Source organism: Pelagibacterium luteolum, from assembly GCF_900100665.1.
Classification (GTDB): Bacteria; Pseudomonadota; Alphaproteobacteria; order Rhizobiales; family Devosiaceae; genus Pelagibacterium; species Pelagibacterium luteolum.
In genome coordinates this window covers 811905-825025 of record NZ_FNCS01000001.1, presented here as the reverse complement: position 1 = coordinate 825025, position 13121 = coordinate 811905, and the positions used below count along the sequence as shown (strand labels likewise).

At 61.2% G+C, this 13121-nt stretch carries 13 protein-coding genes; 1 reads left to right on the top strand and 12 read right to left on the bottom strand.

Translation table 11 applies throughout. The features are described 5' to 3' along the window. The 5 genes from BLR31_RS03965 to BLR31_RS03945 all read right to left on the bottom strand — a co-directional run. Nucleotides 1-518 (bottom strand): 5-deoxy-glucuronate isomerase (locus BLR31_RS03965; RefSeq protein WP_090591884.1); only part of this gene is annotated, 518 nt, incomplete at its 3' end. Further along, on the bottom strand, nucleotides 515-1249 hold the full coding sequence (locus BLR31_RS03960; protein ID WP_090592167.1) for an ATP-binding cassette domain-containing protein: 735 nt from the start codon (nucleotides 1247-1249) through the stop codon (nucleotides 515-517). The genes BLR31_RS03960 and BLR31_RS03965, both read right to left, overlap by 4 nt. After that, nucleotides 1249-2265 (bottom strand): ABC transporter permease, encoded by a 1017-nt coding sequence (locus tag BLR31_RS03955; protein ID WP_090591881.1) that lies wholly within the window; start codon nucleotides 2263-2265, stop codon nucleotides 1249-1251. The genes BLR31_RS03960 and BLR31_RS03955 overlap by 1 nt, the downstream gene beginning before the upstream one ends. A gap of 554 nt (nucleotides 2266-2819) precedes the next feature. Then, nucleotides 2820-3788, bottom strand: a complete 969-nt coding sequence (locus tag BLR31_RS03950; protein ID WP_090591877.1) for a sugar ABC transporter substrate-binding protein — start codon at nucleotides 3786-3788, stop codon at nucleotides 2820-2822. 114 nt (nucleotides 3789-3902) lie between these two features. Beyond that, entirely contained in the window at nucleotides 3903-5423 is a 1521-nt protein-coding gene (locus tag BLR31_RS03945; RefSeq protein ID WP_090591873.1) for an aldehyde dehydrogenase family protein, read from the bottom strand. Nucleotides 5424-5532: 109 nt separating this feature from the next. Between BLR31_RS03945 and BLR31_RS03940 the strand changes: the two genes are divergently transcribed. Continuing rightward, nucleotides 5533-6228 carry a GntR family transcriptional regulator gene (locus BLR31_RS03940; protein ID WP_090591869.1) on the top strand — a complete coding sequence of 232 codons (696 nt, stop codon included), beginning with the start codon at nucleotides 5533-5535 and terminating at the stop codon, nucleotides 6226-6228. 6 nt (nucleotides 6229-6234) lie between these two features. Here the strand turns inward: BLR31_RS03940 and BLR31_RS03935 are convergent, their stop codons facing one another. The 7 genes from BLR31_RS03935 to BLR31_RS03905 are packed head-to-tail and all read right to left on the bottom strand — an operon-like array spanning nucleotide 6235 to nucleotide 13078. Beyond that, entirely contained in the window at nucleotides 6235-6648 is a 414-nt protein-coding gene (locus tag BLR31_RS03935) for a DUF3830 family protein (protein ID WP_090591865.1), read from the bottom strand. 15 nt (nucleotides 6649-6663) lie between these two features. Continuing rightward, the gene (locus BLR31_RS03930) at nucleotides 6664-8103 is read right to left on the bottom strand and encodes an amidohydrolase family protein (protein WP_090591862.1); all 1440 of its coding nucleotides are present in this window, start codon (nucleotides 8101-8103) and stop codon (nucleotides 6664-6666) included. 60 nt (nucleotides 8104-8163) lie between these two features. Continuing rightward, nucleotides 8164-9204 (bottom strand): ABC transporter substrate-binding protein, encoded by a 1041-nt coding sequence (locus BLR31_RS03925; protein ID WP_090591858.1) that lies wholly within the window; start codon nucleotides 9202-9204, stop codon nucleotides 8164-8166. A 19-nt stretch (nucleotides 9205-9223) separates the two neighbouring features. Then, the gene (locus BLR31_RS03920; RefSeq protein WP_090591855.1) at nucleotides 9224-10003 is read right to left on the bottom strand and encodes an ABC transporter permease; all 780 of its coding nucleotides are present in this window, start codon (nucleotides 10001-10003) and stop codon (nucleotides 9224-9226) included. Beyond that, nucleotides 10000-10845, bottom strand: coding sequence for an ABC transporter ATP-binding protein (locus BLR31_RS03915; protein WP_090591851.1), 846 nt, complete (start codon nucleotides 10843-10845; stop codon nucleotides 10000-10002). Before BLR31_RS03915 ends, BLR31_RS03920 begins: the two co-directional genes overlap by 4 nt. Next, nucleotides 10842-12275, bottom strand: a complete 1434-nt coding sequence (gene allB / locus BLR31_RS03910; RefSeq protein WP_090591848.1) for an allantoinase AllB — start codon at nucleotides 12273-12275, stop codon at nucleotides 10842-10844. The genes BLR31_RS03915 and allB overlap by 4 nt, the downstream gene beginning before the upstream one ends. Before the next feature lie 11 nt (nucleotides 12276-12286). Then, complete coding sequence (locus tag BLR31_RS03905; RefSeq protein ID WP_090591844.1) at nucleotides 12287-13078, bottom strand: SDR family NAD(P)-dependent oxidoreductase; 792 nt, start codon at nucleotides 13076-13078, stop codon at nucleotides 12287-12289. Between the last annotated feature and the right edge of the window lie 43 nt (nucleotides 13079-13121).

Below are 13121 nucleotides of genomic sequence, written 5' to 3'. Positions count from 1 at the left end.
GTTTCGATGGCGGCGGAGAACTGGAAGATCGAGCGCTCATTGCAGGTTTCCGATGCGCCAAGATCGATGCGCTTGGCATCGCCAATCCTGATCAGCTTGGTGGGATAGGTCGCGTGGGCCGGGGCGCTGAGAATGTAGAACTTCGCCGGGATGCCGGCATCGGCCGAGGCAAAGGACACCGATGCGCCGCGACCGATATAGATCATGTCGCGGGGGCCGAGATCGAAGCCCTCGCCATCGACCGAAACACTGCCCGCGCCACCGATATTGACGGCGATGAGTTCGCGGCGATCGAGGACGTTTTCGGTGCCCGTCGGCTTGATCGGATCGAGCGGCAGCGCGCCGCCGGCAGGCATGGCACCGCCGACGATCATGCGATCATATTGCGTGTAGGTGAGCGAAATCTGGCCGGAGATGAACAGATCGTCGATGAGGAAGTTTGCGCGCAGTTGCTCGGTATCGAATCCCTTGGCCTCGGTTGGCGAAATGGCGTGGCGTTCGGTGAAATTGGTTGTCATGTCAGCACCACATATTCGGTGAGTTGGGCGATGTCGGTATCAGCCTTGGCGACGTCGAAGACCTTGGTGCCGTGACTCATGATCACGAAGCGGTCGCAAACCTGATAGGCGTGGTAGATGTTGTGGGTGACCAGAACGCTCGAAACGTTTTCGGCCTTGAGCTTGAGGACCTGGCTCAAGAGCGCTTCGGTTTCGCGTACCGAAAGGGCCGATGTCGGTTCGTCGAGCATCAGGATACGGCGCTTGAAATAGACGGCGCGGGCGATGGCGACGGCCTGTTTCTGGCCGCCGGACAAATCGCCGACCAGTTTGTCGGGGCTGTCGATGCCTGAAATATGGACGGCGGAATTAAGCACCTCCATGGCGATTTCGCGCATCTCGCCTTCCTTGAGGAAACCCAAGGCATTGGTGCGCTCGCGTCCCATAAAGATGTTGCGGGTGATCGAGAGATCGTCGACCAGCGCGGTGTTCTGGTAGATGGTTTCTATGCCGGCGTCGGCGGAATCGGTACGGCAGGTAAAGAGCGTCTGCTTGCCATCGACCGACAGATGCCCCGATGTCGGTTTGTGGATGCCCGAGATCAGATTGACGGTGGTCGATTTGCCGGCGCCATTATCGCCGAGAAGGCCGATGACTTCGCCTTCACCGATATGGAAGCTGAGATCCTTGAGCGCCGTGAGCGCGCCGAAGCGCTTTGTAATGCCGTGCAGTTCGAGAAGCGGTGCGGCCATCATGCCCTCCCCCGGCGGTCTATCAACTGGTTGAGAATGGATGCGCCTACGATGAGGACGGCGATGAACATTTCGAGGTAAAAGCCCGGCGCGCGGATGAGCAGGAGCACATTGGTGATGGTGTGGATGAGCAGGACGCCCAAAAACACGCCGATCATCGAGCCCCGCCCGCCGCGGAGCGACAGGCCGCCGATGACGCAGGCGGCAATGGCCTGGAGTTCGAGGCCGGTCCCCTGTCCGGGCTGAACCGAGCCAACGCGAGCAGTGGCGAGGATGCCGGCGACGGCGGCCATGCCGCCAGCGATGGCAAAGGCGATGATTTTCACGCGACCGGTATTGATGCCGATCGCCGTTGCCGCCGCGCGGTTGCCGCCGGTGGCAAAGACGTGGTTGCCGAAACGGTGGTGGTGCAAGAGCATGTAAAAGGCAAAGGTTAGGCCTAAAAACCACAGGAAGGCGGCGTTGAGGCCAAAGATCGTGCCGGCGAAAATGGCGGTGAAGGCAGGTTCCGGATCGAAGCGGACCTGCACCGCGCCATTATAAAGCAGCACCGCGCCGCGCCAGAACAGCAAACCGCCCAGGGTCACGATGAAGGAGGGCAGGTTAAAGCGCAGGGTGATCAGGCCGTTGAGGACACCGATGGCGACGCCTATGGCAATGGCGATGCCGGCGGCGAGAAAGCCGCTCATGCCGGCGGTGACCTGAACGGCCATGACGATGGCGGTGAGGGCATAGACCGAGCCCACGGAAAGATCGAATTCGCCCGCGATCATCAGAACGCCGACGCCCAGGGCAAGGCAGCCCAGAACCGGAACCGCGCGCATCAGGATGGCGAGATTTTGCGGCGAGAGGTAGCGGAAATCGTTGGGGTTGAGCAGAGCCCAAATGATGCAGGCGATCTGGATCAGGCCGAAGACGAGAATGATCGATCCGGCGGGATTGGCGAGAAAGCGGCGGAGATAATGGGCCGGGCCGTGGCGGGGCGGGGCGGAGCCGCTATCGGTGGCGGTGATCATGGAGCTGGCTCCCTGTTGTTGGTGGTTGGTCCGGACAATTGCCCGGACTGTGTATGTTGAAGCTCAGCGCCCCCTCATCCGTCTCCCACCAGAGAAGAAGGAAAAAAGGGCCGGGCTGGCGGTTCGGCCGGGCCACGCAGTGTGCCTTACCCTCAATGTCGCCCGGGCCTTGAGCCAGGGTCCAGTATGCTTCGAATGCGCGGGATGACCGCAAACACGGAGCATACTGGGTCCCGGGTCTCTGCCCGGGATGACGGCGATGGGTTTGGCAGGGTTTAGTGACATCATTGGTGCTCAAGGTCGGTGATCCGTCCGCCCTGCCGTGCCTTCGTCCCGAGCTGTCGCCCCGGCCTTGAGCTGGGGTCCAGTATGCTCCGAATGCGCGGGATGACCGCAGACACGGAGCATACTGGGTCCCGGGTCTTTGCCCGGGATGACGGGGTTGGGTTGGGCAGGGCGGGTGGTTATCATGGTGCTCAAGGGCCCCTCACCGGCTGCCGCCCACCCTCTGCCCTGGGGGAGAGGGTGAGGGCCTTAAGCGGTTGTGGCGGCCCTTACCTGTATGTCCCGATCAGATCCTTGATCGCTGTGATGCGCGATTGGTCAAGGAAGGCGCCCTGACCGGTGTCGACGTCGGTCGGGGTGAGGCCGTAGCGCGCAGCGAGAGCGATCTGGGCGATCGGGTGGTAGCCCTGCAGATAGGGCTGCTGGTCCATGGTGGCGAACATTTCGCCCGATTCCACGGCGTTGGCGATCTCGACGGCGAGGTCGAAGCCGGCAAACGGCACATCGATTTCCGCATCGCGGATGGCCGCGGCGCCGACGGTCGAGGTGACCGAACCGGTGCCGAAGACGGCTTTCACGTCGGGGTTGGCGATCAGGAACTGGGTCATGATGTTTTGCGCTTCGGCAGGATCGAGGCCGGCACGGACGGTTTCGACGGTGATGCCGACTTCGTCCATGGCGCGCTCGATGCCGCCACCACGCGCCACGGCAAAAGTGGCTTCGGGAATTTCGCGCGGGTTGAAGACGACATCGCCTTCCTCAAGGCCGAATTCGGCGATCATGCGCTGGCCGAGTTCGTAGCCCGAGGCTTCTTCGTCCATGCCGACATAGGCCTGGCGGCAATTGCCGGCGGCGCCTTCGAGATCGTCATTGTTGAACCCGATGACGATGATGCCCTGATCGACGGCGTTGCAGATGGATTCGTCGAACGCATCGGACGAGGAAATGGCGACGGCGATGCCGTCGACGCCAGCGGCTGCGGCACTATCGATCAAATCGTTCTGACGCACCGGGTCGTTGTTGGCGTATTGCACGTCGAGGCTGACGTTAAAGGCCGCGGCGGCATCTTCGGCGCCGCGCACGACGGGATTGAAGAATTGTACGCTGGGGTCGAGATAGATGATCATGGTCGCCGTGACCTGCTCGTCTTCTCCCACGCTCTGTGCGAGCGCGGTCGAACAGAGCAGCGACGCTCCGGCAAGGCCGGCGATGGCAAATTTCAGTCCCTTGAATGACATGTGAGTTCCTCCCTAGGTGTCAATCAAACGTTTCCGGTTTTGGCGGTGTCTCCACGTGCCGCCAAAACCCCTCCCGATATTTCAAGTCCTTCCTCGTCGCGCGTTCGAACCGCCTTAGCCGGCAAACCATGCTGGCGGCTTGCCGAAGGTGACGTGGACGCCCTTGAACTGGCTGTATTCATCAAAGCCGTAGCGACCGAGCTCGCGGCCGAGCCCGCTTTTCTTGTAGCCGCCGATGGGCAGTTCGGCTGTGCCGTCGATCACCGAATTGATCCAGCAGCGGCCCGCCTTGACGCGGCGGATGGTCTGCATGGCGTTTTCGAGATTTCTCGACCAGACGCTGGCCGAGAGCCCGTATTCGCTGTCATTGGCCAGAGCGACGGCCTCCTCTGCCGTCTTAAAGCCGATGGTCGAGAGCACGGGGCCGAAAATCTCCTCGCGGGCGATCGACATGTCCGGTCTGACGCCCTGAAATACCGTGGGCTGGAAGAACAGGCCGTGCTCGGCCTCGGCGCCACCGCCAATCAGCACCTCGGCGCCGTCGGCGCGGCCGGCCTTGACGTAGCCATCGACCTTGTCGAGGTGCGCACGCGAAATCATGGCGCCGATTTTTGTGCGTTGGTTGAGCGGATCGCCAAACGGCACGCGGCGGGAAATGTCGAGGACGCGGGCCAGAAGATCGTCGCGGATATCGTCATGGACCAGGAGCCGGCTGCCCGAAATGCAGCACTGGCCGGCATTGTGATAAACGCCATAGGCGATGCCATCGGCGGCGGCGTCGAGATCGGCATCGGCGAAGACGATCTGGGGGCCTTTGCCGCCGAGTTCGAGGCCGACGCGCTTGACCTGACGCGCGGCGATTTCCGCAAGCTTGGTGCCGACACGGACCGAGCCCGTGAAGGCCACCATATCGGTGCGCGGGTCTTCGGCGAGCGTCTGGCCGGCGGGATCGCCATAGCCGGTGACGACGTTGAAGACGCCGTCGGGCAGGCCGGCCTCGCGGGCGATTTCGGCCATCATGATCGAGGTGCCCGAGGTCAATTCGGACGGTTTGAGCACGACGGTGCAGCCCGCCCCGATGGACCAGGGTACGCGCTCGGACGCGATGATGAAGGGGAAATTCCACGGCGTGATGATGCCCACGACCCCGACGGGCTCGCGCAAGACGAGGCCGAGGCGGTCGTCGCCGATATTATTGTGGCTCTGGCCTTCCAGCGCGCGGGCCTGGCCGGCGGCGTAGGTCCAGAGGTCGGCGCAATAGAGGATTTCGCCCTTGGCTTGCGAGATGGGCTTGCCCACCTCCAAGCATTCGGCCAGCGCCAGTTCGTCGGCGTGGGCGACGATGTTCTGGGCGATTTTATACATGATCGTCGAGCGCTCGGCGCCGGACATGCGCGGCCAGGGGCCATTGTCGAAGGCCTCGCGGGCAGCGCCAATGGCGAGCTTGACGTCCTCTGCCGAGGCCTCGGGCCACACACCGACGATCTTGCCGGCATGGCCGGGGCTTTCGCGCTCGATCACTTTGCCCGATTGGGCATCGACCGATTTGCCGCCGATCAGCATCTGGTAGCGGCGTGGGGCGGCAAGGCGGGCATCGGAGAGGTCGGGTTGGATGTAATTGGCTGCTTGAGTCATGGGCAAAGGGCGTTCCGCCATCTCCTCCTGGTGACATGGTGCGTCATTTTACTTGTTGTATGGTACAGTATGGTAGTACATTCTAGATGTCAACGCGTATGGTAGGTGGATGAGCATCGAATCGCTGAGAAAAGAAAAATGGGCCGATAGCGGCTCCAGCACGGCCTCGCAGGTGGAGCGCGACCTGCGCGAGGCGATCATTCGTCTCGACCTGTTGCCCGGAACGCGGCTCTCCGAGCAGGACATTGCCGACCGTCTTGGCGTGTCGCGCCAGCCGGTGCGCGAGGCGCTGATCGCGCTCGGCAAATCGAAACTCGTCGAGGTGCGCTCGAAGCGCGGCACCTATGTGGTCAAGATTTCGGCGCGGGAGATGATGGAGGCGCGGTTCGTGCGCGAGGCTATCGAGACGGCTGTCGTGCGGCGCGCCTGCGCGACATTCGATCCCTGGAGCCGAACGGCTGTCGACGGGATTTTAAAGCGTCAGGCGGCGGCGCGCGAAGCGCAGGACTACAACAGGTTTCGCCGCGAAGACGAGCAGTTCCATATGGCGCTGGCCAGCGGCGCCGGGTGTGCCATGGCCTGGAGCGTGATCGCCGACATCAAGGCGCATATCGACCGGGTATGCAATCTGCAGCTGCGCAAGCCCGATTCCATGGGCACGCTGATCGCCGAGCATCACGCCATCATGGAAGCAGTCGACGCGCGCGACGCCGACCGCGCCGAGCGCGTCATGAAGGCCCATCTCGAAGGCATCATCACCGATCTGCCGCAGATCGAAGCGGAGAACCTCGATTTGTTCGAGTGAGGATGGTCATGCGGCCTCTATCCGGATGTCCTGCGCCCCTTCCCAGAGGCAGCGGCGGCCGACTTCTGGCAAGGCATCGAGATTGCTCGTGAGCGTGAGGAAGTGATTACCGGCCAACTGGCCCATCTTTGATGAGAAATCGACGCCGCCGTAAGCGAGGAGAAGTTCAGTCTCGCTGATGCCGCCGGGATAAAGGATCATGTGGCCAGGCGCCGGGTGGCTGGTGTGGTTTTCGTAGTCCACGCCGAATTTGGTGTCGCCCAGAGGTATCCATACGCCCTCCCCGCTCCAGCGGACGTGGACGAGCTTTCCCGTATAGGGCAGCAGATCGCGCATGACCGCGGAGGTCTTGGGCGCGAGCTTTTCTTCGAGACGGGCGTTGAAGGTGAGATCGCCGATAGTGACGATGAGTGTGTCCATTCTGAAAATTCTTTCTTAGTTTTGGGAAACGTAGAAGGCCTCGAGCGCGGCCTTGAGCTCGGGCATGGCGGCGCGCACATCGGTAACCTGGTCATGGGCAGCGCGCATCGTATCGAGCAGCGCAGCTTCGTTGCCAGCAAGGTCCACACCGGTCAGGCGGTTATCCGCAAAGACCGTCCGGCCACCGACAACCAGGGATTTCAGGACACGCTTTGTGCCTTTGGCCATCAAAAGCTGAAGTGGTGACACATCGCGCTCGACGAGGTCGGCGCTCATGGCGGACCAGTCCAGCACCATTAAATCTGCCGGTTGGCCGACAGCCAAAGTGCCGCCAGAAAAATTGCCTTCGTTGACTGCGTGCCCGGCAGAAACGGCGATATCGAGCATTTTGCCCGGTGTCAGCGAACGATCAAAGCCCAGCGCCTTTTGACCATTATAGACCAGTCGCATCTCTCGGAACTGGTCCTCGTCTTCGTCAAATGCCAGCCCATCGAGCCCCATGGCCACGCGGCAGCCGCGGCGAACCATTTCACCAACAGGCGGCATGCCCGAAGCAACGAGAAGGTTCGAGCTGATATTGGTAATGATCGTGGCGCCCCGCTCGGCGATCAGATCCATCTCGTCTGGCCGCAAATGCACGCAATGGGCGAACGACACCCGGTCGTTGAGCAGTCCGATCTCATCCAAATAGGTCACTATGCCTTGCGGAAATGTGCGGTCTGCCCAAGCGCGTTGATATCGCGTTTCGAGCAGATGCATATGCACCCGCCGCCCCGTCTGGGCCGACCGTTTGGAAATGGCCCTGAGCATGGCGTCAGAACACCATTGAACACCGGCAGGGCCATATTGGATGGTGACGCCATCCCCTTCTATCTGGGCCGCAATCTCTTCGACCTGCTCAACCTGTCGCTCCACACTCAAGGGGTCCTTGAGGAAACGACGCGAGATCGTTTCGCGTGATGTCGGCGTAAGTGCGTTCAGCACACTTGAGTGGTCGCCATAAACCAGCGGGTTCAGATCGCGACAATGGAGAGCAAGCGCCAGTTTGACGCCGACATCGCGCGCCGCTCTTGCGACTTCGGCGGCTTCAGTGGGGAGATCGGTGAGGCCCTGTACGCGGGTATAGTGGGCCATCACGCTCGCAACACCGCTGGTCGCCACCCGACCGAAAGCGACGGTCGACGACAGATAGGGATCTACCGCCGGAATAAGCGTCAGATAAGGCAACCATGCTTCCAGCTGCGTATCGTAGCTGCCGACCTGGCTGAGGCGCGCAACGCGGGCGTGGTCATGCGCATCCACAAACGCGGGCAACACGAAGTCATTGCCGGTTCCCGGTTCAATTGGTGAAACCGATTTGATGTGACCATTGTCTATGGTGAGCCGCACCTCGCGTTGAATGTCCGCTTCGGCTGAGGGGAGGAAGTGGGCAGCGTCAATTGTTCGGGTTTGCATGGCGACACCTTTAGGCTTGAAGGAGAAGAAGCCGACGATATCCGCCGGCTCCTTTTGCGCTTAGTCGAGCGAAAGGGCACGCTCTTGGACGGGTGGGAGAAAGCTGCTGTCGAACACATGCTCGACGGTTGGCGTTTCAGCCAATTCGTACGTCTGCACGAGCACATCTATCGCCGTTGCCATGCGCTCGGGATCGATCGCGCCCATGCCCAGCTCATCGGTTTCCGGAGTAACGAAGTGGGTTTCCAGCGCATACATCAACCGCAGTTTTTCGAGCTCGGCATCTAGCAGCGGCTCCTGCGCCATCAACAAGGCAATAGCGGCGTCCGGATCATTGGCAACTTCGATAAGCGCCCTGTTGAGAGCACGTGTCAGTCCTTCCACGGCGTCGGGATTGTTGTCGGCCAGCTGCCGCGAAACCATCAGGCCGTTGGAATAGAGTTCGATTCCAAAGTCGGAATAGAGAAACCAGTTAATGTCGGCGTCCGGATCAATGCCCTGACCGATAAGGTTCGCATAGCTGGTAACCGTGAAGACTGCCGAAGCGTCCACTTGGTCGGTCAACAACATCTGCTCTTGCAGATTAGGCTGCATGTTGGTGATCTCGACGCTCGCCTCATCGATGCCATTGGCTTCCGCCAAAGCCGGAAAGAGAGTGCCGGCAGCCGAGCCTGGCGGCACGCCGAGCCGATGGTCTTCCAAATCCGCCAAGTCCTGGATTGGACCATCGGCCTTGGAAATCAGGGCGAAAGGGGCTGAGTTGTAGAGCATATAGGTCATCACAGGGGTGTTGGGCTCACCCTGCCCGGCCAGCTGAATGATGGCGTTGACGTCGCCAAGGCCGGCATCATAGGTGCCCGAGATGATGCGGGTTACGGTTGCGGCCGAGCCATCGCCCTGGTCGATCGTGACGTCTAGCCCCTCGGCGTCGAAATAGCCGTTCTCTTCGGCCCAGAATACAAAGGCGTGAATGCCCTGGTACTTCCAGTCGAGTGTGAAGCGAATTGGGGTCATGTCTTGAGCAAAAACCGGACTGGCGGCGGACGTCGCGATGGCCGCACAGCCCAAAAGTGCAGATATAAAAACTTTATGCGATGGCATGTCTCGTTCCTTGGTGGTGTCAGTGGGAGGCGACGGAGAGACCGTCCTGGCGCTTTGTCCAGCCGGTCACGCGGGATTCGATGAAGGAGAAAATGACGTAGAGGCTCACGCCGAGTGCGGCGAGAACGAACAGCCCGGCAAAGACCAGCGGCACGTCAAAGCTCGAGGAGGCAATCATCATCAGGTTGCCGATGCCGCGGTTGGACGCGACCGTTTCGGCAATCACAGTTCCGACGAACGCCAGGGTGACCGAGACCTTCAGCGAGGCGAAAAAGAACGGCATGGTGCGGGGTAGCGAGACATTCCACAAAATCTCGTGCTTTTTCGCACCCAAGGTCTTCATTACATCTTCAAGCTCGGGTTCGGTTGTGGCGAGGCCCGTCGCGACGTTCACGACGATAGGAAACACCGACATGATCATGGCGGTGAGCACCGCAGGCACCGTGCCCGCCCCGAACCAGAGGACAAAGATCGGGACGACGGCCACTTTTGGGATCGACGAAAAGCCGACAAGCAAAGGATAGGCAACATCGAAAGCCAGTCGTGAGGAGCCGATCAGCATCCCAAGCGACAGTCCGATCAGAATGCCGAAGCCAAATCCGAGAAGCGTTGTGTAGATGGTCTGGATCGCGTGCGGCATGATCGCAGGGAAGCGATCGATGAAGGTTGCGATGATGACGCTGGGGCGGGGAAGGACCAGCTGGCTAACGCCGAAAACCAGGCAAATCAGCTCCCAAAGCACGAAAAAGAGCAGGATGAAGCCAAGCGACATCAGCCGCCTGCGTTGAGACTCGTTCATTTGGTGTCTCCCAATGAATGGCGAGCGGTGACGATGGCGGTGCGAAGGTTTTCGCGCAGGCTTACAAACTTCGGATCAGCGGTCATTTCGACAGTGCGCGGACGCGCAAAGCCCACCGGGCGGTCGTCGATGATACGTCCCGGGCGGGCCTGCATGATGCAGATGCGTGACGCCAGATACGCCGCTTCGGTGAGGTCATGGGTGACCAGCAGCACCGTAGGTTTCGTGGCCAGCCACAGGTTTTGCATGACCTCCCACAATTCCTCGCGGGTGAACTGGTCGAGCGCTCCGAACGGTTCGTCCAGGAGCAGGAGATTGGGTTCGTGGATCAGGGCGCGGCAGAGCGATGCCCTTTGCTGCATGCCGCCAGAAAGCTGCCATGGAAAGCTGTCGGCGAAACCCTTGAGGCCGACCTGCTCAAGCAGCGCCTCGACCTTGTCCTTATATTCGGTGCGGCGCTTGCTGCGGTACTGATGGCGATAGGGCGGGACGATCTTGAGCGGCAGCATGACGTTGTCGCGGATGTTGAGCCACGGCAAAAGCGTAGGGTTCTGGAACGCCATGCCGATACGGATAGGATTTGCTCCGATCTCCCGCCCGGCCACATAGACCACGCCTTGGGAGGCGCGAAGGGTTCCGGCGGCAAGCTTGAGGATCGTGGACTTGCCGCAGCCAGACGGCCCGACAAGCGCTACGAATTCGCCCTTGGTCAATTTGAGATCGGTGTCTGCAAGGGCGGTCACCTCGCGCTCGCCAGACCCAAAGGTCACTCGAACGTTTTCGAGCTGGAACAGCTTTTCAGTTGTGCTGCTCGGTGCGTCGGGCCAGTTGGCGGCGTTCATAAGACTTCTCCTTTGCCCGTGACTGCGTCGAGGGTCTTGTCGCGATTGAGTGGGCGCGGTTCGGGCATGTGCTGGATCGCATGCACCGAGCGCCCCGTGCCCTTGCTGTCGGGCACCAGCGCCCCGTCCCGCACGATGAAGCGGCCGCGCACGATGGTGTGGCGCACTTGCCCCTTGACCTGACGCCCATCGAACGGGCTGATGCGCGAGCGGGAATGAAGTTGGGCATCATCGAGCGTCCACTCCGCGCCGAGATCGACAAGCGCAAAATCGGCATCCGAACCCGGAGCGATCACGCCCTTTTGCGGGTAGAGTCCAAACGCCCTGGCCGGTGCCAGAGAGCTCACGCGGACATAGTCCTGAAAGCCCAGCTTTCCCTCGGCGACAGCGGTCAGCATCAAGGGCATCTGCGTTTCCACGCCGGGAAACCCGCAGTCGACGTCCCAGATGTTTTCGCGCTGTTTTTCCTCCGGCGTATGGGGGGCGTGATCGGTTGCGACCATATCGATGAGACCGCTTTGAAGGGCGCGCCACAGCGGGTCTTGATTTGACGCCTCGCGGACCGGTGGATTGACCCGGATGACACCCTTGAACCGAGCGTAATCGTCGGTGCCGAGCATGAGGTAGTGGGGGCCGGTCTCGCCTGTAACATCGACACCGCGTGCCTTGGCATCGGCCAATGGACGCAGCTCATCGGCCGAAGATATGTGAAGGATATGGATTCGCGCGCCGGTCCATTCAGCCAGCGTTGCGGCCCGCTCTACCGCCTCGATGGCAACGACGGCCGGTCGGGAGGCTAGATGATCGAGCGGCGCGTTGCGGTTGGCCGCCTTGAGCGCTGTTTCGCGCCGCTCCATAACCGAATTGGTTTCGGCATGCAGGCTTACCCGCTTGCCTGTCGGGGCGACCTTTTCGAACAATTCGAGCATCGCGCCGGTCGAGGGCGAAGCGATGCGGCCAAAGGTATTGCCCATATAGAGCTTGAACCCGATGATGCCCGCGTCTGCGAGCGTTTCGACGTGATCAAGCGAGCTCTCTCCGAGGACCGCGTAGAGCCCATAATCGACATGCGCCTTGGATGCGGCGATGGCGTGCTTTTGCGCAAGCGCTTCAGGGTTATCGACCGTCGGAACCGTGTTGGGCATGTCAAATACCGTGGTCACGCCGCCAAACGCCGCGGCGACGGTGCCGCTTTCCCAGTCTTCCTTGTGATCGTATCCGGGGTCGCGGAAATGGACATGGACATCGATGGCGCCTGGCAAAATTGCAAGGCCCGCGGCATCGAGCGTTTCAGTGGCGGGTGGCATATCGGCTGCCTCGCCGATCGCGACGATCACGCCGTCTCTCACCGCGATAGCGCCGACAAAATCGAGATCGGCTGTTACGATCCGTCCGTTGACGATAACGAGGTCTGCGTTGGTATTGCTCATGGTGCGCCCCTTCAAAGTGCTGCCCAACCGCCATCGACCGGGAGGTCGACACCGGTGATCTGACGCGAGACGTCACTGGCCAAAAACAGACATGCATTGGCGATGTCAGTGTCCTGAGTGATGCGGCGCAGGGCGTAGTCCGCTGCGTGCCGCTCGGCGGCTTCCTCGGGGGTGATCGAGAGTTCGCGCGCCATGTTGGCGCACACCTTGTCCCTGAAGCGCGGCCCATCGACCATGCCCGGGGCGACATAGTTGACGTTGATGTTGTCGGCCCCGAATTCGAGGGCGAAGCTCTTGGTGATGCCGCGCAATCCCCATTTGGAGGCGGAGTAGGCCATGCGCCCTGCCCTGCCGCGTAGTCCGAACGTGCCCCCGACATTGACGATCTTGCCGTAACGGCTGGCGACCATGTGCGGGACGACGGCACGCATCATGTGAAAGCAGCCGTTCATGTTGATCGTAATGATGTCGTCGAACTCTTCGGCCGTGGTCTCGACACCTGTCTTGCCGATGGGTCCCGAACCGCCTGCCACGTTTACGAGGACATCAATGGCGCCCAACGCTTCGAACGCTTCTGCTGCAACTGTCGTGCAGCGCTCCGCATCGGTCAGATCGCATTGAAGGACGCGGAGTGTGGTGCCTTGGCCCTCGAGGTCTTTTGCCAAAGGCGCGATCGCTTCGACGTCGCGACCGACAAGCGCGAGCTTGCAGCCTTCGGCGGCAAATGCCCGACTGATTGCGGCGCCCATGCCCTTGGCCGGGCCAGTGATGAGAACGGTCTTGTCTTGGAGGTCGAGATTCATTGGTGCGGTTTTTCCTTGATTTTTATGCCGCGGGGGCGGGCTC